This window comes from Paenibacillus sp. JNUCC-31 (genome assembly GCF_014844075.1).
In the GTDB taxonomy this organism is placed as follows: domain Bacteria; phylum Bacillota; class Bacilli; order Paenibacillales; family Paenibacillaceae; genus Paenibacillus.
In genome coordinates this window covers 4,414,116-4,439,022 of the sequence record NZ_CP062165.1, presented here as the reverse complement: position 1 = coordinate 4,439,022, position 24,907 = coordinate 4,414,116, and the positions used below count along the sequence as shown (strand labels likewise).

Sequence of the window (24,907 nt, the reverse complement as noted above, 5' to 3'; positions counted from 1 at the left end):
AAGCTTTAACGTGAGATATCCGTTTTCAAGGCACTTGCCTCATATAAACTAAACCGCCCATTGGACGAACCAATATAGACTTCATTTCCAATCCGATTCAGGGTCCCGTTCTTCGCATCCCGATCCCGGTGCTCCGGATTACCCATCACTACGTCATGCACACGCCCCAACAAAGTACCGTCTTGTTTGTTCATCACCAGAAGATCGTCACCCATCGGCAGCAAAAGCTCATCATCAATCATCATGTAACTCCCCTGATTGGTAGGGTATTGAAAGGCAGCAATCGTGTTTTGTGCGGACCAATGGGTCTCCCCTGTATCATAGGCAAGGGCTGCCGGATACCCGTTCTTGATTACATATATTTGATCGTCCTCCACGAACCCTCGTTCAATCTTGCTGTTCAGCGTCCAACGTTTTGTGCCGCTCTTGGCATCGTACAGAGTCGTTGTGAAATCTGCGTAATCGCCGTATATATCCCCTTTCTTGTTATCACGAATCAGCACCCTGCCGTCATTCAGCACCTCAATTTGCTGTCCAACCCGGGCAGTAAATTGTGCAAGCTTCTGTCCTGTGTTCAGATCGACCAGCACCCACTGGTCATCCAGCAGCATCCAGCGTTCTGGCTGTGCGGGTTCAAACGGATCAATACGAGCAATTCCATCAAAATAAGGATTCCGTTCGGGATGCTCTATCGTCGACTTCCCTGCTGCAATGCTCCATACAGTGCGGCCTGATTGCGGATCAGCTGCAATTAGTTTATCCTTTTCCCAATACATGACATAAGGATCTTCCACGCTCTTGTTCAATAATTCATACCCAGTCGTTAGTTTTCGTTTCCATAATGTTTTACCATTCGTACTGTCCAGCACCGTCAACCAGCCATTGCTCGATCCTTCAACAACCGCGCTGTTCACAATGACGACATTCTTTGCGGCCGTGATGCCATTCAATCTGAATTTTTGCTTGGGTGCATACTCCCATAAAATATCACCGCTCTTCAATTGGAGGTGGCGTATACGATCCACGTATTCTTTCTTGTCAGGGTCATAATCGGTATAGATTGTGACGTATTGGCGTCCGACATCCACCTCTGCCTGCTGTCTTCCAAATCCACCATTGATCTCCCATAACTTCCGGCCGGAATGACGATCAAGGGCGTAAACAGAACCTTCGTAATATCCACCACTAAATCCACCGTCATCCCCTTTCATCAGGAGCACATCATCCGTTGCTGCTTGTAGAAAGGTGTAGTTAATATCCCCCTGATTGGTCCATACCGATTTCCAGGGTAAGGTGGAAGGCAGTGTTGTGCCATAGATTTTAGTCGTGAACTGATATTCATCTGAACGACCAAATTCCCAATTAGACACTACACCGTTTCGATCGTCCTGCGGTATATTCCAGCGCGTTCGAACCACCCTGCCGCTCTTGTTAAATGTCACGAGAAAATGAGCATCTGCTCGCTCGTATCGCCAGGTCTTCCCAATGCTCATCGTATAACCGGTATCATTCAAATTGCCTGAATGCTCTTGCCAATCCGGTTCGCCAAGCCACTGCGCGACCTGTTTCGAGGTTGTTTTTTGGCTCAGCATCATATCTGTCAAATGGCGTACCGTCGTTGTTGGCATCGATAGTTCCTGCCGAAACCAGCCATCAGCAACCTTGGCATGCTCTGCTACATCCTTTGCCTTAACCCAAAGCAATGCAGGACGATAGATGGACGATTCCTTGTTCCAGACGCGCGGGGCAATTGACACGCCATACCAGTCCTTCGTCGTCGCAACAATGAACGCCTGATCTTTCAGGAATGCCCCTGAAGACCAGCTTGCCTGACTTCCCGGAAACAGATACAGCTTGCTGCCCGATTGAAGCTTGAACGTCTGTGGCGATATTTTCGTCAGGCTTCGGCTTTCTTTGGAGGTATACCAGCCAGGTATCCAAAATCCAGTGTAATCGCTACCTTTTAGTTTGACCCATTCCCCGCGAACAGCGTCGATTTGCAAGCTTCCTTGAGCGGAGCTATACCCGTCTATGTCCATCCGATCAGGGGAAACACTGCTCTCGACCACTTGGCTGTAAATAGGTACTCCTTCTGCAATCGTGACTTTATCCCCCTTTTTATAATTCTGCTTTACAGATAGCGCTTGCGTTACTGAACCCGAACCCTGCCCCTCCAGCGCCATTGAATGGGTATTCATCAGTAGCCCCCCCGTAACCAGCAGAGCTGCAATGCCAGCAACGATGTTCCATGGGTAGCCCGTCCCCTGCCTTTTACGCCCCGTCTTCACGTCAGTCCACTCCAATCATTTGAAGTTATTTCCATTTAAGACGTTATGAACAAGGAAAAGTTACCGTTAATCCTAAATATATTTACAAGGTGCAAAATAATTACAAGCCTTACCTTACATACACTAGCGTTGAATGATAAGGGAATGTGGTTCCCAATATATAAGCAGCCGTTAACATGATGATAAAATACCCCACAAACCATACATCCGCTCGGGAATATCCGATCTGGACGTAATAGGTCCGGCTCCCGCCCTCCTTGAATCCTTTCGCTTCCATCGCCACCGCCATACGCTGCGCACGGCGAATACTCTGTGCAAGTAGTGGAATAGCATATCGTTTCAGTATGCCGTATACATTCCAGCGGGAGCCGCGTTGACTCGTTCCCCGAATGCGGATGGCATACCGCAGCGTCTGGAATTCATCCAGCAAAATCGGAATCATGCGCATCGCCGCCAGAAAGCTATAAGCATACTTGGGTGGGAGTCTCCACTGCTGCATGAGGGAATAAAAGAGACGGACAGGCTTGGTTGTCAGGCCGAACAACAATCCAGCTGCCGCCATACTTAGGGAACGAAATCCCAGGTGCAGCCCGCGATAGAAGCTCTCTTCGGTAATATGAATCAATCCCCACTGAAACCAGGTGGTCTCGCCTTTACCAAACATGATCATCCCTGTGGAAGTTGATATAAATACCAGAATGAACGGAGACGCATACAGCAATAATCTGGGCCATGGGTGACCAGTCCAGCCCAGCAATAACAGCATGACGACCGCCACATTAGCCATTACATTCAGGTTGTGAACAAGGATGACGAAGACAAACAGCAGCGTCAGGAAAATCATTTTCAACCCCGGATTCACCGCGTGAAGCCAGGTCTCACGATGAGGAAACGAGAGCTGCATCCGTTAACCTCCCCTCATCCACCGTCCAGATCCGGTTGCAATAACGTTTCACGATTTCACGATCATGCGTAACCATCACAATGGCTGTCCCTTCACGCCGCAGCCGCTCCAGCTGTGATAACATGGCAAAGGTATTCCGCGCATCCTGTCCAAAGGTAGGTTCATCCAGCAACAAAATACGCTGTTCCCGTACCAGCGCTGAGGCTACACTCAGCCGTCTTTTCTGTCCCGTCGACAATTGGTATGGATGCCGCCCCGACAGGTCAGTCAGACCGAATTGCTCCAGCATATGATCGGTTCGGACACCTCTTTCTTCGGCAGTTAGCTTGCCGCTCAGCAAGGAAAATTCCACTTCATCCCGAACCGTATTCGTCACGAATTGGAATTCAGGATTCTGGAATACAAAGGCAATGCGATCTGCAAGCTGCTCGGTTTTCCCGGCTGATTGTCCTTCCACAACATAGTGACCTGTCGTTTTTAGAATATTCATCATGGACAGTAATAATGAACTTTTACCTGCCCCGTTAGCCCCGACAATCCCCACCCAATCTCCGTTCCATACCTTGGCCTGTTCCACCTGAATGAATGGTGTTTTTCCACGCCATCCGGTGAATTGTTGCATTTCCAGTGCTGGTTGGGGCAGCGCAGAAGCTCGCCCCTCCTTGTTATCCATACTTTCACTTTCTGTTGCCCCATAACGATTAAACTCTCCTGTGACCAACGTCTGTGCTTTCGTCTGCCCTCGTTCTTCCCAAACTCCTGGATACCAGATTCCGTATTCCCTGAGCATACTCCGCTCATCTGTAAACACCTGATTTGCCGGGCCATCTGCCACAATCTTTCCTTCAGGCGACAATACGATGATTCGGTCTACCCACTCGACAATTTCATTAATTTTATGTTCTACGATAATGAGTGTTTTGTCCTGTGCAATCTGTTTCACCGTTTCCCACACTTGAGAGGTTCCTTCATCATCCAGCAGTGCCGTTGGTTCATCCAAGAAGAGTACGTCAGGTTCCATGGCCAGAATTGAAGCCATCGCAAGACGCTGCTTCATGCCCTGTGACATGGATTGAATGAGTGTTCGATTATGTTCAAAGCATAACCCCACCTGTTCCAGGTATTGATGGATAAGAGCAGGCATCTGCTCGCGTGGAATATTCCGGTTCTCCAGGACAAAAGCAATCTCTTCATCCGTATATGACATACAGAACTGGGTATCCGGATCTTGAAAAACTATGCCGGGCTGCTCAGGCACCTGAATACCGTCACATTTCATTGGAATCTCCACAGATCGCGGAATCAGACCGCTCAGAATTTGCAGCAAGGTTGATTTGCCAGAGCCACTTGGTCCAAGCAACAATACTTTCTCCCCTTGACGCACAGAGAGAGACAAGCCTTGGAACACCAAGGCCTTCTCTCCCGGGAACTTGCATCTTAGATTCGTAACACCTACCGCTTGCACATTCTCCACTTCATTCATCTAGTCCAGCGCCTCATAATCCTGCTTCGACACCGGTCTAAGGGATCGTGTTGCACCTGTAAGCTCCAGCGCTTTAGCAAGATAATAGGCGAATACACCTGCAATCAGAATACTGCCAATGAAGCGGAAACCGATAAACAGCGTGTAGTTCCAGGCCGAGAGGGAATCAATGTACCCGTACTGATAATCCAGTACAAGCGAAGCCGCCGCTGCACCAATAGCCGCAAGGCAGGTGACGAGCAGATTGCTTTTCCGATACAGAAATGCGGCGAAGAAAATCTCCGCTCCCAGCCCTTGCAGCAGTCCATATACCAGTGTGGACATGCCCCACTCACTTCCGAGAAAAGCACTCACTGTTGATGCCGCAACTTCAGCCAGAATGGCTACACCCGGCTTGCGAATAATCACATAAGCAAAGGTGCCCGCCATAAACCACATGCCGTAAATCATCTGCTCCGCATGAATGCCGAATGGCTTCATCAGATCATATGTAGGTCCCCATATTTTGTAGATCACCCCGAATACCACTGCAATCACAATCGTTACCAGAATATCGGTTAACTTCAATCTGTTGCTGCCTACTGCTGTTGACATGTTCTCTACTTCCTTCCTTGTTTCCCTTGGGTTATAAAACAAACAAAAAAAGCCTCCCCGGTTCCCAGGCAGGCCATACGCACAGTTTACAATTCTTACGATGCTACGCAGTAAGCGGATATAGAAAAAGTAGATACAAACGACCTCATCCTTCGTGCGCATCAGAAAAAACCGCCACACCCAAGAACGCTGACATTTATCATCTATTCTTTACCCTTACCATTGCACATCGCAAATTCATGTTCTCTACGCTGGCATTACCCAGATCAGATCTACGGTCAGCGGCACAAGGCCGCTCTCTCAGCCCAACTTCATTGAGCTCCCGGTTCACTTATTTCATTGCTTCTACTGTACAACACATGGGTATTTGTGACAATCCCGATCAGGCAAATCATGCATCACCTTTGAGATAGAGTGGTTAAATATATGTTTTTTCTTGTGATAATATGCTTCTGGTTCAAGGCATATTTCTTGCATGTAACCTTCGCATCGTACCAAGGGAATGTCTCGAAAAGGCTTCCCATTTCCGTAAGCTTGACCACACCTGCTGGTAGCGTGATGCATCAAGCTTGCAACGTTCTAACGAATCTGTCGTACCTTAAACGGCCAATTCTTAAGGCATGCAAATTTTAACGAACTTCAGTAACGTTATTTCAGTGCAAAAGCGGCGTCCGAGCCTAAAAATCGACCCCATTGATGAAATAACGTCTCTGTGATTCGTTACATCTCAGTACGACGTAAAGGGCAGCGAATAGCTTGTGTCAGGTTCGTTAGACCAAAATAAAGCGAGCAAGGGATGTCCCCCATCATATTCATGACTTATGAGACAACCCTTTGTATGCTTCATATCGTTTAGAGGAACCTTTAATTCAAAAGATAAGCTCCCTTTTTAATATGGTGTATTCCCCGATTGACTTGTCTTACCCGATGCAAAGCCTTTAAACAAGGTCGGTACTTTGGAGTAACGTGTATTTGTAATTTTCCCTTGTGATGTACTGCTGTCCGTACGCATAATCGAATCTTTGACATTGGAGATGTCCGAATTGTCCAGCGTCATGTTCACGGCGAAGGACGTCCCTCCATTTTGACGTACCAGCTTGCCAATATCATCTGCCCTGAAATTTTTAATGTTAATTGTCCCGGCTGCATTCATTTGAAACACTTTATCATACGCCTTGTATGCTGCCCCACCAGTGATGTTGACCGTTCCGGAAGACTTCAGTGTCAGTGCATCTTCTCCGACATCCTGCCAGACTACATTCGATATATTACAGCTGCCATAACAGTGAACACCATCAGCAGCAGGTGATCCGATAATTACATTTTTGAGTGAAGCGCCGGCTTCCAAACGAAATACCGGTTTCTGATTTTCTGCTTGGGACCCATCGCCCAGAGTAGAGGGATTGGCTACATAGGTTTGACCTTTACCATCAAAGGTAGTACCCTTTGGTACAACAATCGTTGAGTTTACAACCGTAGGCGCAGCAGAAGCTGGAATTGCACCGAATAGTGAAGCGACCAGACCGGCGGACAGCAACAACGTCAACATTTTTTTCATCAATAAATCCTCCCTTGTTCGACAGATTGGCGGACAAACATAAGCTCGTCCTCACGGAACCTTTCAGAGGTGCACCTCTGCCCGGAACCTACCCTAATCCTACCAAAAAAGGGATGTAACGATAATAATCATTAGATCAGTATTACAACATATAGCATAAAACCTGGGTAGCTGACGTACTCTTCTATCACTCAACAGCGTATGATGTGCTGATCTCAACTTGAAATATGCTTCATTTACAGCTTTAAACATAAACAAAAGAACTAAGAATCTATAAAAAAAGAAACCCTAGTCTATAAAAGACAGGATCTCTTCAAAAGAATAACATCATAAGAACGATAATTTATTCAGTATACGTGTCTAATTTGATTACTGAAATGTGTAGAAAGGATCTAAATTAGTAAATTCATTTACTGCGTCAAAAGTTACTGCCCCAGTATCCGAGACGTTCATTTTGAAAACAACCCAATATCTCTCGTTGCCGCTTCCTTCTGAAACAATATACTGTGCACTCGGAGTGGCTACTGCTCCATGATATACTTCAATTTTAGCACCGGAGCTTTTAATTGTACTTTCTCCGGAAAAATGATGTACATAGAACGTATACATTCCAGGAAGCAAGTGACGAATTGTGGTAGTCTCAGGCCCGTAGGAAGTGACATCATCTAAGTCCAGATCAACCATAAGTTCGTCATTGTAATAATGTTGCTTGTCTGAGAAGAACGTATGAAATACGCCCTCATCCCCTGCAGGACCAACGAGATGAGAATCTAAGTCCCGTGGGTCTTTCCCCCATGTCAAAACGATTCGTGTTTCATCTTGTGAAGGTACCTCAATTGCTGTTTGATTCTCATTTTTATTCTCTACATTTACTGCTGCGACAGCAACTAAAAATGTTTTTATATACTTTGTACTTCCTCCGCCCAATTCACCTGTATATATGCCTGGAGGAAGATAAATTTGATAATTTCCGTAGGTGTCTGTCGTAACTGATCCAACAATTTCACCCGTCTTGTTATCCAGACCTTTTCTGAAATCAATTGCAAGATTCGCAACCGCTTCTCCAGCCACATCTTTGATGTGTCCACTGAAACCTGTTAGCTTGATTGCTCCACTTTGACTTCCAGCAAAAAGTGTCTTATCAGCATCAGATTCTATAGTAACATATAGAGTATTTCCATAACTGTCAACAGGATCAAACGTAAACTCTCCGTTAGCATACTGGAGATTATTCAAATGCTTTTCTGCTCCATTTAAATAGGCTGTAACGATGAAATGATCTGAAGTCAGAAGGCTCATATCAATATCTGGTGTAAATTCAAGTTTTGCACTTCCATTTGTGACATGGATCGCTTTAATTGTCGGATAACTTTCCCCTTCATTATAAACAGCGACCGTTACAGGAACATACATTTCAAAGTTGCCATATTGGACTTTAACTTGCGTCGTACCGTTGCCTTTGGCCTCAATCTTACCAGAGTTCACAACAACAATGGAATTGTCTTCTGCTTCCCATTTCGCCATGGAAGTAATATCTTTAGAAGCCGTTCCAGTTATTCCAGTAAAAACAATCTGACGTGTTGAATTCATTGCTGATAACTCTACTGACCCAGGAGAATAAACGACTTGAGTCACTGTGGGATCCGCTTCAATGGTTGGAGACTGACTAAGTTGGCTAAAATCAACTCCATCTACATTGACTTGGGCTGAAACTAATGTTCCCTGTCCAGAAAATTGAACAATTGCATTTAAAATGGCCCTGTTTACTACTGCTCCCTGTCCAATTTTAAATGACGAACTCAATGCTTTTTCTAATACTTCAAGATTACCAATTGTAGAATCATCACCGAATTCAACAGACACTTGTTCGGCATGAACCAATACAGAATCAAAACTTCCTTTAAAACTTACTAAAGAGTTATGTGGAACGGATTCTGCTATTTCAATCGGACCAATGTTACCCGTTGAGCTGTTTTCTACAATCGCTCCAGATTTGAGTTCAATCTGTTGAACATCGCTTCCACCTTCAAGTACCAAACGGATACTACCATCTGCTTTATTAACAATGACTGTTGCCAGAATCGAGTTCACCGCATGAATACTATTGGGTCCTCCACCTTGGATCTCTGTGGTTCCTGTAACGACAACATTATCAAGTGTCACATCACCGTCGCCAACAGATTGAAGCACTTTCAAATTACCGTTGATTTTAGTGTTCTTTAATATAACACCTTGAGAACTGATCGTCACATTTCCAGTTACATTCCCAAGTGTATACGTACCTGGAGATTTAAGATTATTGGATACTTGCTCATTACCTCCAGTATTCCCACTATTGTTACTATCGTTCCCCTTACCACTGGAGCTACTTTCACTATTTCCTTTATTACTACTTTGAGAAGGTTTTGGGCTTTCCGGTGTTGCTTCATTTGATTCTTCTGTTGCTTCCTCCGCTTTTGCAGGAGTCATGTAGTTATCATATGTAGACTTGTTGGTTACAAATTCATATGCAAGTCTCGCCAGAGCCTGTCGATCCGCGACACCTGAAGGGTTAAATTTCACAGTTCCATCTTTTTGAACCATCCCTTTGATGAAACCGGATTGATAAGCCATAGATACTGATTCTTTAGCCCAATTAGATACCTGATCCAAATCGGACAACAAAGGTTTAGCAGATTGACCCGTTACATCTTGTTGTTTCCAGCCAAAGGCTCTGACAAAAAACACTGCTAATTCTTCTCTAGTAACATTTTTGTTAGGTGAGAAACTTTCTTTTGATGTACCTTGGGCTATCCCAGATTTGACAAGTGCACCGACATATCCAGCATACCATAAATCTCCTTTAACATCCTTAAATTGGATTGCCTCTGAAGCATCTGGCTTCAAATTAAGCGCACCAACCATGATTTTTGCTAATTGAGCTCTTGTTACAGATTGCGATGGCTTGAAAGTATTATCTGCATATCCAGTGACTATACCTTGTTCTACCAATTTTGATATTTCAGTTTTGGCATACGACTTATCAATATCAGTAAGAGAACTTTTAGAAGTAGCTACTTCTGCTGATACAGATAAACTCATTGATAACATGGAGACAACCAACGACGTAGAAAGCATTAAAGATAGTTTGTTGTTAAATTTTTTCCATTTTGAATTCAAAACTAAGACACACTCCTCTGTAGGCTTCTGGTAGGTAAAAAACTATAAAATATGAATCTTTAGAACCAATACACCTCCTTGCCAATAGGATAATAATACCATGGCAATTTATAAAAACAAGATTATTAATCTATCATTTTACAAAAAAGTTGTTAAACTGGATTCATCTCCGTTTCTTCTTCAGAGGATTTGTCCATATAAAAAACATACCAAAATGAAATTAAATCTTTCATCTTGGTATGTTTTCAATTTTTACTTTTCACTTAGTGTATCGTTATACTAGGCCCCGAACCGCTGACGATATCCGCACTTCCGACATAATTCCTCCACGGCTTCCCGTTTGGAGAAACCATAGAACAGATTGTTGGCTCGTTCACCATCCACAATCTCCGAGAACGATTTTTCGTGAACGTTACCCAAATTAATTACACCCTCACCATCGAGACAGCATGGGACTACCGTTCCATCGACCAACACAGCCGCCTGATTGCGAAGCGCGTGGCAGAAGCCTTTACCGTCATCTTCCGGTGCATCCAGACTCGGCCACTGGAACTCATGGTCCTGATTCAGGTACACATTCGGGGCAATTTTGACACCACTCCCCGGCACTACCTTCTCCTCGATGCGAAAATCCAGATTGAACTCCCGTTCAAGAACCTCCAGCGTCTCCCGGTTTCTACTCATCTGAGCATTCGTGAAGTTATCCTGGGTCAGATTCCAGAGTCGGAATGAAATAATGACATTGTGCTTTACGGCTTCCCTGACAAAAGACAATACATTGCCCAGATAACCCTCACGGTCTGTGGAACCTTCGTGACCATCAAAGCTGTGCAGAGAGAAGTTCATTTGGCGCAGTGCCGGTTTGCCGAGCAGCTTGTGCTGGGTCTTGGGCAGCAGCGTTCCGTTGGTCGTAATGTTGACCTTGAATCCTTTCTCATGTGCGGAATCCAGTAACAGATCAATTTTGGGATGAAGCAACGGCTCCCCTTTAACATGTAAATATATATGTTTGGTGTGAGGTTTAATCTGATCCAATATATTGTTGAAGACTTCAGGGTCAATAAAATTTTTGGCACGTTTGGTCTGCGGACAGAAGCTGCATGCCAGATTACATATACTTGTGATCTCAATATATACTTTCTTGAATGTTTTCAACTCGGGGTCCCCATTCTGCTTAGGAGGGAGAACAGTCCCACCCTCATTTGTGATCCGGCTCTTATGCGCCACCACTATTATATCGGGTTCGGGAGCCAAGGTAAATCCGACAACGGGTTTATCGGGATATGTCAAAATTATTTTTCTAATGCCAAATGAACAGATTCAATGGCATGTATACGTGTTGTATCAAATAAGGGCACTTCTGAATCCTCCGGTTTAACTAATAATCCAATTTCTGTACAACCTAATATTATTCCTTCAGCTCCATTATCAACTAACCTCTTGATCACCTTTTTATAATAATCCCTTGATAAGGGTTCAATTTTCCCTAAACATAATTCCTCATATATTATTTTATTGATAACTTTTCTATCCTCTTCATTCGGTATCAAAACCTTAATGTCGTTATGCTCAATACGTGTTTTATAAAAATCTTGTTCCATCGTATATTTGGTGCCAAGTAAACCAACCGTACTTATTTTGGACTTATGAATCTGGTTTGCTGTTGAATCAGCAATGTGTACAACGGGTAAGCTGACTTTTTCTTCAATATGATTAATCACTTTATGCATCGTATTTGTACAAATTACAATCATATCAGCTCCTGCCTTCTCCAAAGACTGAGCTGCATTCCCTAATAATTTACCAGCACTTTCCCAATCACCTTCAGCTTGATAGCGCTCGATTTCTTCGAAATTCACGCTATATAAAATGCACTTGGCTGAATGCAATCCTCCCAATTTAATTTTCACTTCTTCGTTAATAATTCGATAATATTCTAACGATGATTCCCAGCTCATTCCACCAATAAGGCCAATCGTTTTCATAAACACTCCCCCTTTTCATTTGATATATTCCGAAAACAACATATAGAAAGTTAATAGACATTTTACCGTATCTTTCTTATTAAATAAACCTGCCTCAGTAAGAGGAGTAGAGAGTCGATGTTTCTCTTTTCCCCTTTCTATTGTCACCTATAGATTCTTTCAATCGAAGTATAGGATGTATTGATTGTTCAGGTTATTGTGGTTGCAGGATCACAATGCTAGAATCTAAACAATTTAAAAACCAAGTTAAAACGTAAGAATAATAAGTTATAAAGGGAGTGTATCCATGATTACGGTTAAAGCACCCGCAGTATATGTACACGAGGCTAACATTCTTGAGCAAAGCGGATCGCGTATAGCACAGCTTGGGCAGCATGTTCTCATCATCGCTGGTGAGTCTGCGTTGAAAACTGTACAGCCCAACCTTCTGCCTTCACTGGAAGAGCATCAGGTCAAGTTCCATGTGCAGCTATTTCGTGGGGAAGTTACGACAGGTCAGATTGATGCGTTCACCCAGCAAGCCTTCGATCTGGACGTTGATCTGATCATCGGCGTCGGGGGCGGTAAAGTACTCGATCTGTCCAAAGCGGTTGCCGAACAATCCGGGCTGCCGATCGTAACAGTCCCAACTATCGCCGCAACCTGTGCTGCCTGGTCTGCTTTAACCGTGCTCTATGATGATCAAGGGCAATCTGCAGGTTATCGCCCCCTGCGCCGCTCGCCGGATCTCGTTCTGGCAGATGCTCATATTCTCGCAAGTGCACCGAGGCGATATTTGGCTGCAGGGATCGGTGACACGCTCGTAAAATGGCATGAGTTCGCCGTTAATCTGAGTGGCAATGCGACCAGCCTCACTCTCCGAAACAGTGTCAGCACTGCCAAGCTTGCACTCGATATTCTTGAAGCGCATGCCATCGATGTCTATGAATCCCCCGACACGACCGGTAGTACACCTCAATTCCGTGATGTTGCTGATGCCATTATTGTGCTCGCAGGCCTTGTAGGCAGCATTAGCGATGGATCACTTCATGCTGCGATTGCTCATGGGCTGCATGATAGCCTGACCAAATTACCCGAAACACACGCATTGCTACATGGAGAAAAGGTAGCCTTCGGACTCTTCACCCAGTGGATTCTTGAAGGCAAAGCAGGGGATGAGCTTCATGAGCTGACCACTCTTTTACATAAGCTGAATCTGCCGATCACTCTTGCCCAACTCGGCATACAACAACAACCCCAGGAAGCTGCTGCGCGCATTGCAGCAGGACTACAGCTGCGGGAAGGCAGTGCGGCTCATCTGTCCTTCGGAGTTAGCACAGCGCAGGTAACCGAAGCCATTCTTCAGGCAGACCGTATCGGCCGAGCGTTTATTGCATCCAGCAAATTAAGTGAGTCCGGTATTTCCAGTGAGAGCATTTCACAGACCAAGGAGGTTTCTTCCCTATGATTCGTCGAAATCGCCGTTACTCCCTACCTTTAACCGCTCTTGTGAGCGCACTTCTCTTGCTCATTGTATCCGGCTGCTCTACAGGAGCTGATCATCAGGCTACAGGTACAGGCACAACACCGACAGCGGCATCAGCTGCTTCGAATAGTGACGTTACCATACGGGTTGGTCAGACCGGATGGGGCAATCTCGAATGGGGGCTAAAAGCCGCCGGACTCGATGACACCCCCTATAAAGTCACTTATAACGTATTCCAGGGAGGAAACCTGATCCTTGAAGCGATGGCTGCAAACCAACTGGACTTCGGTGTAACCAGTGAAATCCCGCCCATTTTTGCTTCTCAGGCTGCCAACGGTGGAAGCTTCAAAATTATTGCGGTACAACAAGGCAGTACCTTAAATCAGGAGGTCGTTGTTCCCAAAGGTTCAACGATCAAATCGGTTGCCGATCTGAAAGGCAAGAAAGTTGCATTTGTAAAAAATACAACGGCCCACTATTTCCTGCTCAAAATGCTGGAGGAAGCCGGATTAACCTGGAGTGACATCAGTCCGGTTGAACTTACAACAGCCGATGGACTCAGCGCCCTGATCAGCGGGAAAGTGGATGCCCTTGCGAGTTACGGCAATGCCATCATCTCCGCACATCAGAATGAAGCAACGACGCTCGCCAGCGCCAAAGATATCCTGTCAGGCAGCTTCCTTGTAGCCGCTTCCGATCAAGCTATTGCGAATGATGAACAGAAAAAGGCCCTTGCCGATTATCTGGAGCGAATCAACAAATTCAATGATTGGGCGCGGGCAAATAAGGATGAATGGGCTCAAATTACAGCAGACAACACCCACCAGCCTGTGGAACAAGCGCTTAAAACCTACACCGATGGAGAAGCACAACGGTCCTCACGCATTGTTTCAATATCCGACGAGGCCATCCAGTCCGAACAGGACGTAGCGGATACGTTTCAGCAAGCGGGTATTTTTGAGCAGGCAGTAGACGTGAGCCAATTCTGGAGCGACGCTCTTAGTGATCAGCTTCCAGCTCCTGGTAGCCAATAACGAACGAAGCAAGGAGGTATGTATAACGTGCGTTCTAACACTTTTAACCGGGCATGGTTTAACCAATGTCTTCCTTTTGTTGTACCACTGCTCATTCTGGCTCTGTGGCAATGGCTCACTGCGTCTGGAGTCGTTGCAGCCAATATTTTGCCCCGTCCCGCTCAGGTACTGGAGGCCTTCTTTCGTCTGCTTCGTAACGGTGAGTTGCTGAACAATATAAGTATCAGCGCCAGGCGGGCTTTGGGAGGTTTCGTCATCGGGGGAGGTCTGGGTTTCCTGCTGGGTGTACTGAATGGCATTTCCTCTCTTGCGGAAAAGATCGCCGACTCCTCGGTCCAGATGATCCGTAACATTCCGCATCTGTCCTTGATCCCCCTCGTTATTGTGTGGTTCGGGATCGGTGAAGAAGCCAAATTATTTCTCGTTTCCCTGGGCGTATTCTTTCCGGTATATCTGAATACGTTCCACGGCATACGGTCGGTCGATCCCGGTCTGATTGAAATGGGCAAAGTGTATGGCCTCAGCCGTTGGTCCCTTTATAAGGACATTATCCTGCCTGGTGCGCTGCCTTCCATTCTGGTGGGTATTCGGTACGCACTTGGCATCATGTGGCTAACACTTATCGTAGCCGAGACGGTTGCAGCGGATGCGGGGATTGGATATATGGCGATGAACGCAAGGGAATTCATGCAGATGGACGTGATTGTCTTAAGCATTCTGCTCTATGCCCTGCTGGGCAAGCTGTCTGACACCATCGCCAAATGGCTGGAACGGCGCTGGCTGCGCTGGAACCCGGCTCTATCCCGCAAGTAATGTGAAGGAGCGTGAATTTATTCATGAGCACAAGTCAGATCAGTCCTTTTCTGCAAGTGGATGGGGTTCAGAAATCGTATGATCAGCGCACGATTCTATCCGACATCAACGTCAGTGTGAGACAAGGGGAATTTGTAGCCATCGTTGGACGAAGCGGTTGTGGCAAAAGTACGTTGCTGCGTCTGATCGCCGGGCTGGAAGCCCCCTCTTCAGGTAACGTTATGCTGGGCAATAGAAAGCTTGGCAGTACCGCACCCGAGACAAGGTTTCTGTTTCAGGAGGCCCGGCTGCTGCCTTGGAAATCCGTGCTCGACAATGTACGGTTGGGCATCCCCGACAAGAACAAGGAAGATGCACGCCAGTCGCTTCGCAATGTAGGACTCGGAGAGCGTGAAGGCGACTGGCCGGGAGTATTATCGGGCGGGCAAAAACAACGTGTCGCTCTGGCACGCGCACTCGCCAGTCATCCTCGCTTACTGCTGCTGGATGAACCGCTGGGTGCATTGGATGCTTTAACCCGGATTGAGATGCAGCAATTAATCGAACGTTTGTGGGTAGAAGAAGGGCTGACCGTCATTTTGGTCACTCATGATGTCAGCGAGGCGGTTGCACTTGCTGACAGGGTACTGTTAATCGAGGATGGTCATATAACGATGGATACCCGAATTACGCTGGAGCGGCCACGCGTTCGGGACAGCGGGTTTGCTCATTTTGAAAACCTGATTCTTAATCGGTTGTTGACTCCTCCACAAGAAACAGCACAGCAGATTGCCCAGAAACAGATATCATTCTCGATCTAATTCCACTGGAAAGAAGGTATGATCATGCAATCCCTTTCACCCATTCCCTCTCCTCCTGTCAAAGACCTGTTAAATCAAATTCCAGCCTATACACCTGCCAAATCCATGGAACAGATTCGGCGGGAGTTGGGACTGGAAAGTGTCGATCGACTCGCAGCGAACGAGAATCCGTTTGGCTCTTCTCCCTTGGCTGCGGAAGCAGTCCGATCCCTGGGCTCCGATCTTTTGGCACAATACCCCGACGGTTCCAGCCAACTGTTGCGTGACAAACTTGCGGAGCGGCTGGGTGTGCGTACCTCCCAACTGGTATTTGGCAGTGGATCGTTCGAGCTACTGACCCTTACCGCCCAAGCTTATCTTAATCCCGGCGAGGAATCACTCATTCCGGTGCCCTCCTTTAACTGGTATAAAGGCGCTACCCTGCTGGCAGGCGGTGTTATTCATGAAGTGCCTTTGGTCAACCATTCGCTGGACCTGGAGCAATTCCGGCAACGGATCAATGCTTCAACCCGAATCATCTGGCTGTGCAATCCGAATAATCCGACCGGAACCATTTTCACGGCAGATGCCCTGCTTGGTTTACTTGAACATGTTCCCTCCCATGTCGTGGTTGTCCTGGACGAAGCGTATTATGAATTCGCGGAAAGCGAAGATTATCCGGATACGGTTAAGCTGCTGGAACAGTACAATAATCTGATTATTCTGCGGACCTTCTCCAAAATATATGGGCTGGCCGGCCTGCGAATCGGATATGGCATCGGGAATGAAAGCATCATTGAAGGCATTAACCGGGTCAAGCTGCCCATCAGTCTGACAGCCACATCCCAAGCCGCTGCTTCGGCCAGCCTGGATGATCATGAATTTGTCTCTCATTGCCTGCACTACAATCGTCAGGGACGGGAAACGTTAATGCAATCCTTTGATCAGTGGAAATTACCCTACATCCCTTCCGAAACGAATTTCATCATGGTGGATCTGTTACAGGACAGTGGCCCCATTACCAGAGAATTGTTGAACCGAGGCATCTCTGTTCGCGGCGGTGCCGAATTCGGCATGCCTACCTGGCTTCGGATTACGATTGGTACACCTGAGCAGATTGCCCGTTTGATCCGTGAGCTGGGCGCACTCATTCCCTAGTCGGTATATGACTTCTTCCCTCATTCATTTATCTTCCTCACCACGACCTGCCTGATCAGGCTCTTTACATTCCGCTTCTTTATGATATATGCTGAGTACACAACTGCATATCTTGAACATTACACTAGGGGAGCCTTGCGGCTGAGACGAATCGAACGATTCGGACCCTTTGAACCTGATCTGGATCATACCAGCGGAGGGAAGTGGAGCGGCCTTTCAGTAAGTGGATTTTTTCATGTTGATGATGAAATTTAATGTGAATTGAACTTACAGACCCACTCATTTCTCCGGAAATGGGTGGGTCTTTTTCGCGTTCTGCGGGCAGATCAGAAGGTGTAATTAGAGATCCCGCAGTTTGCTGTTTGTTTGATAACGAGGAGGAAAGGAAGCGAGAAAATGGGTGACGACATCACCATTCACAACATGAGCTATGCTTTCCCGGGAAAAAGGGATTCCCCTGTGCTCTCCAATGTGTCGATGCGTGTAGCGAGAGGAGAATTCGTCTCGATCATCGGCTCCAGCGGCTCCGGTAAAAGCACCCTCTTCAAGCTGCTGGCAGGCTTGCTTGAGCCCACCCACGGAACCATTGAAATTCCTTGGGTTCAAGAAGGAAAGCGACTGGGCCAGGTGGCCTACATGCCACAAAAGGACCTCCTGTTATCCTGGCGAACCGTCATGGAGAATTGCATGCTCCCCTCCGAACTTGCTTCAGGGCGGCAGGATAAGGCAAGGATGCGAGCGGACATTCTCGCTGGGCTCGACAGATTTGGCTTATCCGGCTACGCGCATGCTTACCCGGACGAGCTGTCGGGTGGCATGCGCCAGCGTGTCGCGCTGCTTCGTACTTTGCTGACAGGCGGCCAGCTCATGCTGCTGGATGAACCATTCGGCGCACTCGATGCCCTGACCAAACGGGAGATGCATCGGTGGCTGCTGGAGCTGTGGGAAAGCCTGGGCAAAACCGTGTTGTTCATCACGCATGACATTGAAGAAGCCCTGCTGCTCAGTGATCGGATTATCCTGTTAACTCCAGTGGGCCAAGGCCAACAGCTGCAAGATATGGAAGTACCTTTGCCGCGTCCAAGACATTCGGACATGATCTACGAACCGACTCTCGTTCAGATGAGACGATTACTGGAGGAACAATTGCATGCGAGACGGTAACTTGAGAGATAGCATGAAGCATAGCGTAAGAGGTTGGCTTGCCCGTTATGGTCTGTTTCTTTTGCTCATGATCTTGCTGCTTGCCCTCTGGGAGTGGATTGTGCATATGGGATGGGTGCCTTCCTTCATCATTCCAGCCCCGACGGCGATTGCCAGTTCGCTGTATGAACATCGCCACCTTCTGCTGGCTACACATCTGCCCGCTACCTTGATGGAAGTTGTCGTTGGTTTTGGCTTGTCTATTGGTGCCGGAATTGCACTTGCAACAGGTATGTATATGAATCGGTCGATTGAAAAAGCGTTATATCCCTTCATCTTGATCAGTCAGACGATTCCGTTGATTGCCCTGTCCCCCGTCTTCATCCTGTGGTTTGGCTACACGCTGTGGAGTAAAGTTGCGGTGGTATTCCTGATCGCATTTTTCCCGATTGTAGTTAGCACCTACGATGGACTGCGCCAGGGTGATCCGGAGCAGCGTGAATTGCTGCGGACGATGGGGGCCAGCAAGTGGGATATTTTTCGCAAACTCCAGATTCCGCTTGCCCTTCCCTCCTTCTTCTCGGGACTAAAAATGTCTGTAGTGTACTGTGTGGTCGGTGCAACGATCGGGGAATGGCTCGGTGGAAGCAAGGGTCTCGGTTATTTCAGTCGCAGAATGTCGAGCAACATGAACACGGATGCGATGTTCGCCGCTATTGTGCTGTTATCCCTGCTTGGTATCGCCCTGTTTGTACTCATTGCATGGATGGAGAGAAGATTCGCTGCACCACGTCATGCAGGTAGAAGAAAGGCTGGATAACTTTCGGAGGTAGACCTGACGGGACAGGTTTATCTTACTTAGCGTCTTCCCCTTACTATCCGCTGGGAGGCCATAGCAGCACATCGGTTTCCAATCACCGGTATGTAGAATTTTATGAATTTCATAACAGATAACAAGGAAGAAACGAGGAACTTTACGTAATGAATAATAAGCATATATATTCCCTGCTCCCTCTCCTGCTCATAGCTCTGTTGCTGATCGTTAGCGGATGCAGCAAGACGGGCACCAACACGCCTGCTACGGATTCAGCTTCCAATACCAAAGATACAGAATCATCTGTGACCGAAACGTCAGTAGATTCCAAAGACAAGCTATCCATCATGCTCGACTGGTATCCGAATGCAGTGCATTCCTTCATCTATGTAGCTCAGGAGAAAGGATACTTCGCGGATCAAGGTCTGGATGTTGATGTTCAAATGCCTGCCGATACCAATGACTCACTCAAACTGGTTGCTGCCGGAAAAATCGATCTGGCGCTGAGCTACCAGCCGCAAATTTTGCTTGCGCGCGGGGAAAACATTCCTGTACGTTCCATTGCGGCCGTCGTTCGGCATCCACTCGTGCATCTATTAACTGAAGCAGACGGTAAAGTGAAGTCGCCTAAAGATCTTGAAGGATTGACGGTCGGCTATTCCTCAATTCCTCTGTATGAGGCAATGGTGCGTACCATGATCAGCCAGGATGGAGGTAATCCCGACAAGATGAATCTGGTAGATGTGGGATTTGACCTGATTCCTTCCCTGGCTTCCGGGCAGGCAGATGCCATTATGGGCGGTTTTATTAACCATGAGCAATTGATTCTGGAAAAGGAAGGCCATGCCATGAAATCGATCAATCCCGTTGATTACGGCGTACCTGATTATTATGAGCTGGTACTGACTGCAAGTGACACGGGTATTGAATTGAAAAAGAATCAGCTTACCCGGTTCATCAAAGCGATGCAGGAAGGACAGAAATATGTGACAGAGCACCCCGAGGATGCGCTGAACATTCTGCTCGCGCATGAGAACGAAACTTCTCCACTTGACCCGGAGATCGAAACCAAAAGCCTGAATATTTTACTGCCACTGATGAATGAAAAAGGTCAGCCGTTTGGCGGGCAGGACGCCTCTTCTTGGAAAAACGTACGTGCATGGCTGGTTCAAAGTGAATTGATTCCCGGTTCCGTGAAGGCTGAGGATGCTTTTATCAACTTGCAGGGCGAGTAGACATCGGTTGCTGGATCAGATCAAAGAAAATCTTAAAGTAGGAAATTCAATGCTGGAAATTGCCACATGAGTTTCTTCGGTATTCAATAACTGTACAAAATTTCTATAGAATATATGGATTTTTTATTAAGTAGATGAATTATTTATCTAGTCTTTCTATATGGACATTGCAGCTATCCGAGAATGACCTTTAACTCATAACTCAATCATTTATGAAAATCCTGCTACCCAACAACCTTGAAAACTTATGCGTATAAGGGTAACCCTGCCTGCTTTTGTTGATTAAATTGCTTATTTATAAGGAGGAACTCATATGTCTTATCTGGAACGTGTTCGTACACAAAATCCACTCGTTCATAACATTACGAATATTGTCGTTGCTCCGTTTACGGCCAACGGTTTGCTCGCACTAGGTGCATCTCCCTTTATGGCCTATGCGCATGAAGAAGTGGCTGATGTCGCCAAAATTTCGGGAGCAGTTGTATTGAACATTGGCACTTTGGACGAACGGGTAGTTGAAGCGATCCGCCTGGCTGGTCAATCGGCGAATGCAAATAATGTGCCTGTGGTGCTCGATCCGGTTGGCGCTGGCGCAACCGCCTATCGTACAGAAACCGTTCAGATACTTGTTCGTGAGCTTCGCCTCACGGTGTTGCGCGGCAATGTGGCGGAAGTCGCTAATGTCATCGGCGAGCGTTGGAACATCAAAGGTGTGGATGCAGGTCAAGGTGAGGGAGATCGAATCGGAATAGCGGAACGTGCAGCACAAAAACTCGGCTGTGTGGTCGTCATTACCGGACGCGAGGATGTCATTACGGATGGGCAAACGACGTTCCTGACGAGTAATGGACATGTCTTGCTCACCCAAGTGACTGGTGCAGGCTGCTTGCTCAGCTCAGTAATCGGTGCTTTTGCAGCCATAGCAAAACCGGGTGAAGACTTGCTGAGCAGTGTTGTGGAAGCTCTCGCCTTCTATGGCGTTGCAGCAGAGATTGCGGCGGAACGTACCGCTGACCTTGGACCGGGCAGCTTCCAGATCGAATTGCTGAACCAACTGGCCCAAGTAACACCTGACATTCTCGCGCAGCGGGCACAGGTTCGCCGGATTGATAGAGGTGCACAATGAGTATTGCGCAGGCTTTGACGATTGCAGGTTCCGATAATGGCGGCGGTGCCGGAATACAGGCCGATCTAAAGACCTTTCAGGAGCTTGGTGTATATGGCATGACTGTAATTACAGCTATCGCTGCCCAAAATACAACCGGTGTGCAGGGCGTCTTCCCTATCTCATATGAAGGTATTGCTCAACAGCTGGATTCGACCGGTGATGATTTTCAACCTACAGCAGTGAAGACGGGTATGCTCTATAGTGCCGAGATTATTCGACTGGTTGCCGAGAAATGGCAGCAATACAGCTGGTCCAATCTGGTCATCGATCCGGTTATGGTTGCCAAAGGCGGCGCTACTCTGCTACAACAGGAGGCCGTTCAGGCTCTAATTACAGAGCTGCTACCTCATGCCCTGATCACGACACCGAACATCCCGGAAGCTGAGCTTCTTACTGGAATGTCTATTACCAATCTGAGTCAGCGCGAAGAAGCCGCAAAGCGGATTGTGCAGATGGGCTCCACGTATGCTTTGGTGAAAGGTGGTCATGATGAGGGAAGTGGCATGATTGTCGACGTACTTTACGATGGGCAGTCTTTTCATTACCTGGAGAACGTTCGGGTGGTGACTCGGCATACCCATGGAACGGGATGTACGTATTCTGCAGCCATTACTGCCGAATTGGCGAAGGGCTCAGCTATGCTGGCTGCCGTCACGACTGCGCGTGCATTCATTCAGGCAGCCATCGAAGATGTGCTGGGGATTGGGGCCGGGCATGGGCCAACGAATCATTTTGCGTATCAACGCAGACTGCGGGGTGAGCAGTGATGTGCCATCTGGATGCAGAAGCAGTACGGCATGCGATGCAGGTGTATTTGGTGATGGGCAGCGTGAATACGACACGTGACCCGGTAGAGGTGCTGCGCCAGGCTATCGCTGGCGGCATAACGCTCTTCCAGTTCCGGGAAAAAGGAACTGGCGCTCTGATAGGCGAAGCACGCATCACGCTTGCGATGCGGCTTCGCGAGCTGTGCAGCCAGCACGGTATACCGTTCATCGTGAACGATGATGTGGAGCTGGCTGTGGCAGTGGAGGCCGACGGTGTACATGTCGGCCAGGACGATACGGACGCGGCGCTGGTACGCGCCCGCATCGGAGAAGGGCGGATGCTTGGCGTATCCGCCCACGCTGTGGAGGAAGCCCGCCGTGCGGTACAGGCGGGCGCCGACTATCTTGGCGTCGGGCCCATGTACCCAACGCGGTCCAAAGCGGATGCCCACGCTGTGCTGGGCCCCGCCGGGGTGGCGGAACTGCGCGCCGCAGGCATCGCAGTTCCGGTGGTGGGTATCGGCGGCATTACGCCCGATACCACGGCCGCCGTGATGGCGGCAGGAGCCGACGGCGTAGCCGTCATCTCCGCCATCGCGGGCGCGGCCGACGTGCGCGCAGCGGCTGCGCAGTTCGCTGCGGCGGTGCAAGGGATGCAGGCGTAGCCATGCGCTCCCTGCACCGCCAGCCCGTGGGCTGCACCCAGTGGAGGGTGCAGCCTGCACAAGAGCGCCTTGCCTCCTCCCATAACTGAGAAGGCAAGCTCCCTCCTCCTACAGTGCAACAGACTATAACATTGAAAGCGCTCCTGTTCTCCTTAAGCTAACTGATTGTTGAAATTATCCAAGCTCTCACTCGTTCCTTCATTCATTTAATTTACACATTTACTCCATCATTTATCCAGTCAAACACACAGCCATTCAGTCACCCAATCCATTCTCAAGATGCGGTTTCCATACTCGTATCTTATTTTCCCATTTTCACCTGTTGACTCTCACGTAACGTGACGCTGTACAATCGGTGGTGTAAGGAGGTTTTCCATCATGGCCATGAAAGTAAAAGAAGTAGCCAAACTTGTCGGGATCAGTGTGCGCACACTGCATCACTATGATGAGATTGGACTGTTAACACCGGACGAAGTGACTTCTGCCGGATATCGACTGTATTCAGATGCCAATCTGGAAATGCTGCAGCAGATTTTATTTTTCAAAGAACTCGATTTTTCTTTGAAAGATATCAAGGAGATTATAAGCAATCCCTCTTTCGATCGGGAGGAAGCCCTAAATATGCATCGCCGCATTCTATTGGAGAAGCGCCAGCGATTGGACCAAATGATTGCCACCATTGATAAATCGGTTCAGCACGTGAGAGGAGAAATTAAGATGACAGCCAAAGAACAATTCGAAGGATTCAATTTCAGCCATAACCCGTATGAGCAGGAGGCGCGGGAACGTTGGGGAGATCAAGCAGTGGATCAGGCTAACCAAAAATTACAGAACAAGTCTCCCTCGGAGCAAAAAGCCCTCTCCGATCAAATGAATGAAATCTACAACCGCCTAGCAGCACTTCGTCACACAGACCCAACCTCTGCCGAGGCTCAAGCCGGAATCTTGGAATGGTACAGCTATCTGAACAACATGGGAACCTATTCCCCTGAGGCCTTTAGAGGGCTGGGCCAGATGTATGTGGATGACGAACGTTTCACACGGAATATTGACCAATTCGGTGAAGGTTTAGCTGTTTTTATGCGAAATGCCATGTCTGTGTTTGCTGACCGAAACAGCTAATCAGTCGGTTAGGCTTTACTTCCCATTTTGCATCATCCAATGTCCATCGCCATTAGGTGGTGTTCATTTACTTACACGATTTGAACATCACTCGGACGCGGCTCTTGCTCAGTTAATTCAAAAAGGGACGTACGCCCTTGGCGCTACGTCCCTTTTTTCGTATCTCAGCCGCAATGTGAACACGCCTTTTACGGGCACCCACTCTGAGTACTCCTCTTTCCACGCTTGCAGTCCTGCATTCGCAGTCCTTCTGCGTCTCCAGTCGGATCAATTAAGCTCTTGGAGCATGGTCAGATGAAGATGCATTCGATGCCAGACTGGTTCTCGCCATCCGTCCTGGAATCTGCCATGCTGATACGATGGCCAATACGATGAATAACAGGTCAATCGGTTCGCTGAAATAGTCTGTAAAGGTATCCACAAACGCGCTAACCATCTCACCATCGAACACCAAATCCATCATGCCCGCATCGCTAAACAATTCCGATGTAAAATAAACCACCGTCAGGTACTTGCCCAGCAAAATGCCGATAAGTGCAAAGATAACTGCGATGACTTTATGTACCGTTGCGATCCGTTTGTTCGAGAACAATACGACCGCATAGCCTGTAAGCGCCCCAATGACGATTGCAATGAGCCCAAGCTCCCTCTCCGTTAGGGCAGCGATCACTGCCCACACAATGCCTCCTACAATTGCTGCCAATAATCCACCAACGATTGGCATGCCGATCTTGATCCCTTGTTTCTCTTCCACGTTGTCTTTCCCTCCTGAG

The 24,907-nt window shown here is 47.6% G+C and carries 21 protein-coding genes and 1 riboswitch; of the genes, 12 read left to right on the top strand and 9 right to left on the bottom strand.

From position 1 onward, the window contains the following. Positions 1–5 precede the first annotated feature (5 nt). From JNUCC31_RS19365 to JNUCC31_RS19330, 8 genes are all read right to left on the bottom strand, one after another. Entirely contained in the window at positions 6–2,288 is a 2,283-nt protein-coding gene (locus JNUCC31_RS19365; RefSeq protein ID WP_192263480.1) for an outer membrane protein assembly factor BamB family protein, read from the bottom strand. Between the two features lie 109 nt (positions 2,289–2,397). Next, a complete protein-coding gene (locus tag JNUCC31_RS19360) occupies positions 2,398–3,192 on the bottom strand; it encodes an energy-coupling factor transporter transmembrane component T family protein (protein WP_192263478.1) in 795 nt (264 codons plus the stop codon). Beyond that, on the bottom strand, positions 3,167–4,675 hold the full coding sequence (locus JNUCC31_RS19355) for an ABC transporter ATP-binding protein (protein ID WP_192263477.1): 1,509 nt from the start codon (positions 4,673–4,675) through the stop codon (positions 3,167–3,169). Before JNUCC31_RS19355 ends, JNUCC31_RS19360 begins: the two co-directional genes overlap by 26 nt. Next, positions 4,676–5,269, bottom strand: a complete 594-nt coding sequence (locus tag JNUCC31_RS19350) for an ECF transporter S component (RefSeq protein WP_192263475.1) — start codon at positions 5,267–5,269, stop codon at positions 4,676–4,678. Between the two features lie 889 nt (positions 5,270–6,158). Beyond that, entirely contained in the window at positions 6,159–6,827 is a 669-nt protein-coding gene (locus JNUCC31_RS19345; RefSeq protein ID WP_192263473.1) for a pectate lyase, read from the bottom strand. A 369-nt stretch (positions 6,828–7,196) separates the two neighbouring features. Further along, positions 7,197–9,986, bottom strand: a complete 2,790-nt coding sequence (locus JNUCC31_RS19340) for an S-layer homology domain-containing protein (protein ID WP_192263471.1) — start codon at positions 9,984–9,986, stop codon at positions 7,197–7,199. A 279-nt stretch (positions 9,987–10,265) separates the two neighbouring features. Continuing rightward, positions 10,266–11,141, bottom strand: a complete 876-nt coding sequence (locus JNUCC31_RS19335) for a radical SAM/SPASM domain-containing protein (RefSeq protein WP_192263469.1) — start codon at positions 11,139–11,141, stop codon at positions 10,266–10,268. A 137-nt stretch (positions 11,142–11,278) separates the two neighbouring features. Next, a complete protein-coding gene (locus tag JNUCC31_RS19330; RefSeq protein ID WP_192263468.1) occupies positions 11,279–11,971 on the bottom strand; it encodes an aspartate/glutamate racemase family protein in 693 nt (230 codons plus the stop codon). 286 nt (positions 11,972–12,257) lie between these two features. On the opposite strand from JNUCC31_RS19330, the gene JNUCC31_RS19325 reads away from it, so the two are divergent. The 12 genes from JNUCC31_RS19325 to JNUCC31_RS19270 all read left to right on the top strand — a co-directional run bounded on the left by JNUCC31_RS19325 (position 12,258) and on the right by JNUCC31_RS19270 (position 24,134). After that, on the top strand, positions 12,258–13,418 hold the full coding sequence (locus JNUCC31_RS19325) for an iron-containing alcohol dehydrogenase family protein (protein WP_192263466.1): 1,161 nt from the start codon (positions 12,258–12,260) through the stop codon (positions 13,416–13,418). Then, the gene (locus tag JNUCC31_RS19320; RefSeq protein WP_192263464.1) at positions 13,415–14,470 is read left to right on the top strand and encodes an ABC transporter substrate-binding protein; all 1,056 of its coding nucleotides are present in this window, start codon (positions 13,415–13,417) and stop codon (positions 14,468–14,470) included. Before JNUCC31_RS19325 ends, JNUCC31_RS19320 begins: the two co-directional genes overlap by 4 nt. Before the next feature lie 27 nt (positions 14,471–14,497). Then, positions 14,498–15,283, top strand: coding sequence for an ABC transporter permease subunit (locus JNUCC31_RS19315; RefSeq protein WP_228469108.1), 786 nt, complete (start codon positions 14,498–14,500; stop codon positions 15,281–15,283). 23 nt (positions 15,284–15,306) lie between these two features. After that, a complete protein-coding gene (locus JNUCC31_RS19310; RefSeq protein ID WP_192263460.1) occupies positions 15,307–16,083 on the top strand; it encodes an ATP-binding cassette domain-containing protein in 777 nt (258 codons plus the stop codon). Between the two features lie 24 nt (positions 16,084–16,107). Beyond that, positions 16,108–17,220: a histidinol-phosphate transaminase gene (gene hisC / locus JNUCC31_RS19305; protein WP_192263452.1), complete on the top strand. Its 1,113-nt coding sequence runs from the start codon at positions 16,108–16,110 to the stop codon at positions 17,218–17,220. 116 nt (positions 17,221–17,336) lie between these two features. Next, positions 17,337–17,439, top strand: a riboswitch (TPP riboswitch). A gap of 177 nt (positions 17,440–17,616) precedes the next feature. Further along, on the top strand, positions 17,617–18,384 hold the full coding sequence (locus tag JNUCC31_RS19300; protein WP_192263450.1) for an ABC transporter ATP-binding protein: 768 nt from the start codon (positions 17,617–17,619) through the stop codon (positions 18,382–18,384). Then, positions 18,371–19,183 carry an ABC transporter permease gene (locus JNUCC31_RS19295; RefSeq protein ID WP_416234320.1) on the top strand — a complete coding sequence of 271 codons (813 nt, stop codon included), beginning with the start codon at positions 18,371–18,373 and terminating at the stop codon, positions 19,181–19,183. The genes JNUCC31_RS19300 and JNUCC31_RS19295 overlap by 14 nt, the downstream gene beginning before the upstream one ends. Positions 19,184–19,344: 161 nt before the next feature. Further along, positions 19,345–20,412, top strand: a complete 1,068-nt coding sequence (locus JNUCC31_RS19290) for an ABC transporter substrate-binding protein (protein ID WP_192263448.1) — start codon at positions 19,345–19,347, stop codon at positions 20,410–20,412. Between the two features lie 313 nt (positions 20,413–20,725). Continuing rightward, complete coding sequence (thiM, locus tag JNUCC31_RS19285) at positions 20,726–21,538, top strand: hydroxyethylthiazole kinase (protein WP_192263446.1); 813 nt, start codon at positions 20,726–20,728, stop codon at positions 21,536–21,538. Then, entirely contained in the window at positions 21,535–22,347 is an 813-nt protein-coding gene (gene thiD / locus JNUCC31_RS19280; protein WP_192263444.1) for a bifunctional hydroxymethylpyrimidine kinase/phosphomethylpyrimidine kinase, read from the top strand. Before thiM ends, thiD begins: the two co-directional genes overlap by 4 nt. Beyond that, a complete protein-coding gene (gene thiE, locus JNUCC31_RS19275) occupies positions 22,347–23,012 on the top strand; it encodes a thiamine phosphate synthase (protein ID WP_192263442.1) in 666 nt (221 codons plus the stop codon). Before thiD ends, thiE begins: the two co-directional genes overlap by 1 nt. Positions 23,013–23,390: 378 nt before the next feature. Then, positions 23,391–24,134, top strand: coding sequence for a MerR family transcriptional regulator (locus JNUCC31_RS19270; protein ID WP_192263440.1), 744 nt, complete (start codon positions 23,391–23,393; stop codon positions 24,132–24,134). Between the two features lie 271 nt (positions 24,135–24,405). Here the strand turns inward: JNUCC31_RS19270 and JNUCC31_RS19265 are convergent, their stop codons facing one another. Further along, positions 24,406–24,888, bottom strand: a complete 483-nt coding sequence (locus tag JNUCC31_RS19265; RefSeq protein WP_228469106.1) for a hypothetical protein — start codon at positions 24,886–24,888, stop codon at positions 24,406–24,408. Between the last annotated feature and the right edge of the window lie 19 nt (positions 24,889–24,907).

What these genes read in the sequence shown, in the direction of transcription:
- JNUCC31_RS19310 (WP_192263460.1), top strand. Translation starts at nt 15,307, where the DNA reads ATGAGCACAAGTCAGATCAGTCCTTTTCTGCAAGTGGATGGGGTTCAG.
- thiM (WP_192263446.1), top strand. Translation starts at nt 20,726, where the DNA reads ATGTCTTATCTGGAACGTGTTCGTACACAAAATCCACTCGTTCATAAC.
- thiE (WP_192263442.1), top strand. Translation starts at nt 22,347, where the DNA reads ATGTGCCATCTGGATGCAGAAGCAGTACGGCATGCGATGCAGGTGTAT.
- JNUCC31_RS19295 (WP_416234320.1), top strand. Translation starts at nt 18,371, where the DNA reads ATGCGAGACGGTAACTTGAGAGATAGCATGAAGCATAGCGTAAGAGGT.
- JNUCC31_RS19345 (WP_192263473.1), bottom strand. Translation starts at nt 6,827, where the DNA reads ATGAAAAAAATGTTGACGTTGTTGCTGTCCGCCGGTCTGGTCGCTTCA.
- JNUCC31_RS19270 (WP_192263440.1), top strand. Translation starts at nt 23,391, where the DNA reads ATGGCCATGAAAGTAAAAGAAGTAGCCAAACTTGTCGGGATCAGTGTG.
- JNUCC31_RS19325 (WP_192263466.1), top strand. Translation starts at nt 12,258, where the DNA reads ATGATTACGGTTAAAGCACCCGCAGTATATGTACACGAGGCTAACATT.
- JNUCC31_RS19320 (WP_192263464.1), top strand. Translation starts at nt 13,415, where the DNA reads ATGATTCGTCGAAATCGCCGTTACTCCCTACCTTTAACCGCTCTTGTG.
- JNUCC31_RS19350 (WP_192263475.1), bottom strand. Translation starts at nt 5,269, where the DNA reads ATGTCAACAGCAGTAGGCAGCAACAGATTGAAGTTAACCGATATTCTG.
- JNUCC31_RS19360 (WP_192263478.1), bottom strand. Translation starts at nt 3,192, where the DNA reads ATGCAGCTCTCGTTTCCTCATCGTGAGACCTGGCTTCACGCGGTGAAT.
- thiD (WP_192263444.1), top strand. Translation starts at nt 21,535, where the DNA reads ATGAGTATTGCGCAGGCTTTGACGATTGCAGGTTCCGATAATGGCGGC.
- JNUCC31_RS19290 (WP_192263448.1), top strand. Translation starts at nt 19,345, where the DNA reads ATGAATAATAAGCATATATATTCCCTGCTCCCTCTCCTGCTCATAGCT.
- JNUCC31_RS19355 (WP_192263477.1), bottom strand. Translation starts at nt 4,675, where the DNA reads ATGAATGAAGTGGAGAATGTGCAAGCGGTAGGTGTTACGAATCTAAGA.
- JNUCC31_RS19330 (WP_192263468.1), bottom strand. Translation starts at nt 11,971, where the DNA reads ATGAAAACGATTGGCCTTATTGGTGGAATGAGCTGGGAATCATCGTTA.
- hisC (WP_192263452.1), top strand. Translation starts at nt 16,108, where the DNA reads ATGCAATCCCTTTCACCCATTCCCTCTCCTCCTGTCAAAGACCTGTTA.
- JNUCC31_RS19300 (WP_192263450.1), top strand. Translation starts at nt 17,617, where the DNA reads ATGGGTGACGACATCACCATTCACAACATGAGCTATGCTTTCCCGGGA.